At 70.5% G+C, this 3193-nt stretch carries 2 protein-coding genes; both read left to right on the top strand.

Annotated elements, in window-relative coordinates:
* The coding region (treS, locus tag B9S61_RS22920; RefSeq protein WP_103543956.1) for a maltose alpha-D-glucosyltransferase at positions 1–1669 on the top strand (1669 nt) is incomplete at its 5' end.
* 28 nt (positions 1670–1697) lie between these two features.
* Positions 1698–3056 (top strand): maltokinase, encoded by a 1359-nt coding sequence (locus B9S61_RS22915; protein ID WP_103543955.1) that lies wholly within the window; start codon positions 1698–1700, stop codon positions 3054–3056.
* Positions 3057–3193: the final 137 nt, after the last annotated feature.

Below are 3193 nucleotides of genomic sequence, written 5' to 3'. Positions count from 1 at the left end.
GGACCGGGACCCGGACTGGTTCAAACGAGCCGTCTTCTACGAGGTCCTGGTCCGCTCCTTCCAGGACAGCAACGGCGACGGCATCGGCGACCTGAAGGGTCTGACCGCCAAACTCGACTATCTGCAGTGGCTGGGCGTCGACTGCCTGTGGCTGCCGCCCTTCTTCAAGTCGCCGCTGCGCGACGGCGGTTACGACGTGGCCGACTACACCGCCGTGCTGCCCGACTTCGGCGACCTCGCCGACTTCGTCGAGTTCGTCGACTCCGCGCACCAGCGCGGCATGCGCGTGATCATCGACTTCGTCATGAACCACACCAGCGACCAGCACCCGTGGTTCCAGGAGTCGCGCAAGGACCCGGACGGCCCCTACGGCGACTACTACGTGTGGGCCGACGACGACAAGCAGTTCCAGGACGCCCGCATCATCTTCGTCGACACCGAGGCGTCCAACTGGACGTACGACCCTGTACGCAAGCAGTACTACTTCCACCGCTTCTTCTCGCACCAGCCGGACCTCAACTACGAGAACCCGGCGGTCCAGGAGGAGATGATCTCCGCCCTGAAGTTCTGGCTGGACCTGGGGATCGACGGGTTCCGGCTGGACGCGGTGCCGTACCTGTACCAGCGGGAGGGGACGAACTGCGAGAACCTCCCGGAGACCCACGCGTTCCTGAAGCGGGTGCGCAAGGAGATCGACACCCAGTACCCGGACACGGTGGTCCTGGCGGAGGCCAACCAGTGGCCGGAGGACGTCGTCGACTACTTCGGCGACTACTCCGCCGGCGGCGACGAGTGCCACATGGCCTTCCACTTCCCCGTCATGCCCCGCATCTTCATGGCCGTGCGCCGCGAGTCCCGCTACCCCGTCTCGGAGATCCTCGCCAAGACCCCCGCCATCCCCTCCGGCTGCCAGTGGGGCATCTTCCTGCGCAACCACGACGAACTGACCCTGGAGATGGTCACCGACGAGGAACGCGACTACATGTGGGCGGAATACGCCAAGGACCCCCGCATGCGCGCCAACATCGGCATCCGCCGCCGCCTCGCCCCCCTGCTGGACAACGACCGCAACCAGATCGAACTCTTCAACGCCCTCCTGCTGTCGCTCCCCGGATCACCGATCATCTACTACGGCGACGAGATCGGCATGGGCGACAACATCTGGCTCGGCGACCGCGACGCCGTCCGCACCCCCATGCAGTGGACCCCGGACCGCAACGCCGGCTTCTCCTCCTCCGACCCCGGACGCCTCTTCCTCCCCGCCATCATGGACCCGGTCTACGGCTACCAGGTCACCAGCGTCGAAGCGTCCATGGCCTCCCCCTCCTCCCTGCTCCACTGGACCCGCCGGATGATCGAGATCCGCAAACAGAACCCCGCCTTCGGCCTCGGCTCCTACACCGAACTGCCGTCCTCCAACCCCGCCGTCCTCGCCTTCCTGCGCGAGTACGAGGACGACCTGGTGCTCTGCGTGAACAACTTCTCCCGCTTCGCACAGCCCACGGAGCTGGATCTCAGCGCCTTCGAGGGGCGGCACCCGGTGGAGCTGTTCGGCGGGGTGCGGTTCCCGGCCGTGGGGGAGCTGCCGTACCTGATGACCCTCGGGGGCCACGGCTTCTACTGGTTCCGGCTCACCCGAGTCGCATCCCGCAGCGGCCGACGACTGTGAGGGTGTGCCGGCGTAAGGAGGCGTCACCATGACGAAGACCGCGTTCCTGCGCCCGCGAAGCGCGCCCGCCGAGCCCATGGAGTCGCTCACCGGGCTGCTGCGCGAGTGGCTGCCCCTGCAGCGCTGGTTCGCCGGGAAGGACCGGCCCGTCACCGACCTCGGTGTGCTGTCGATGACGGAGCTGTTCCCCGGCTGCCTGCACGTACTGGTGCACGCCGCTCACGGCGGCGTGCCCGCCCCCGGGGGCACCGTCCCGGCCGGTGACTGCTACCAGCTGCTCCTCGGTGTGCGGGAACACCCCTCACCGCGGCTCGGCAAGGCGCTCATCGGCAGGGTGCCGACCGGTCTGCTGGCCGGAATGACCGTCTACGACGCCCTCCACGACCCGCGCGCCGCCCAGCTGCTCCTGGAGCGGCTGCGCCGCCCCGGCACCGCGGGCCCGCTGCGCTTCGAGTGCGACGGGGCCCAGCAGGTGCCCGCCGGACTGGTGCCCCGGCTGATGACCGCCGAACAGTCCAACTCCTCGCTGGTGTACGGCGACGAGTACATCCTGAAGGTGTTCCGCCGCATCCAGCCCGGCGTCAACCCGGATCTGGAGGTGCCGGGGGCGCTCGCCCGTCAGGGCTGCCACCGGGTTCCCGCCCCGGTGGCCTGGCTGGGCACCACCTATCCGTTCAAGGCGACGCTCGGCGTGCTCCAGCCGTATCTGCGCAACGCCTCCGACGGCTGGACGCTGGCCCTCGACGCGCTCGCCTCCGGCGACGACTTCACCGCGCAGGCGCACGCGCTGGGCCGGGCGACGGCGGACGTGCATCTGGCGCTGTCCTCGGCGTTCCCCATCGGCGCCCCCGGGGAGAACGGACGGACGGCGGCGGCGATGACCGAGCGGCTGACCGCCGCCGCGCACGCCGTGCCCGCGCTCCAGCCGTTCGTTCCCGGGCTGCGGACCGCCTTCGCCGCGCTGGCCACCTGCGACGCCGGACCGCCGGCACAGCGCATCCACGGCGATCTCCATCTGGGACAGGTGCTGCGGGCCGGGCGCGAGTGGTTCGTCATCGACTTCGAGGGCGAGCCGTCCCGGCCGCTCTCCGAACGGCGCAGCGCCCACTCCCCCGTGCGGGACATCGCCGGGATGCTGCGCTCCTTCGACTACGCCGCCCGCCAGCGCCGCCCCTGGCGCCCGGAGTGGGCGCGTCGCTGTCGCGAGGCCTACTGCGCGGGCTACGCCGCCCGCGCCGGCTGGGACCCGCGCAAGAAGCACGGCCTGCTCCGCGCCTATGAGACGGACCGGGCCGTGTACGAGGTGCTGTACGAGGCCCGGCACCGACCCGACTGGCTGCCCGTACCCATGGCGGCGATCGAGCGCCTCGCCGTGAGAGGAGACTGAAGCCGTGGCCCTGCGTGACATCCCGCTTCCCGAGTCGGCCGGGCCCGTCCCGTCCGCCGCCGCGCCACCCGGCGCCGCACCCGCCCTCGACCCTACCCCGCGGTGTCCCTGCTGACGCCGACGCACCGGCGCGAGCC

The organism is Streptomyces sp. SM1, assembly GCF_002910825.1.
Taxonomy (GTDB): Bacteria; Actinomycetota; Actinomycetes; order Streptomycetales; family Streptomycetaceae; genus Streptomyces; species Streptomyces okerensis.
Note: the sequence above shows the minus strand (reverse complement) of the source record. Positions and strands in the feature narration are given on the sequence as shown.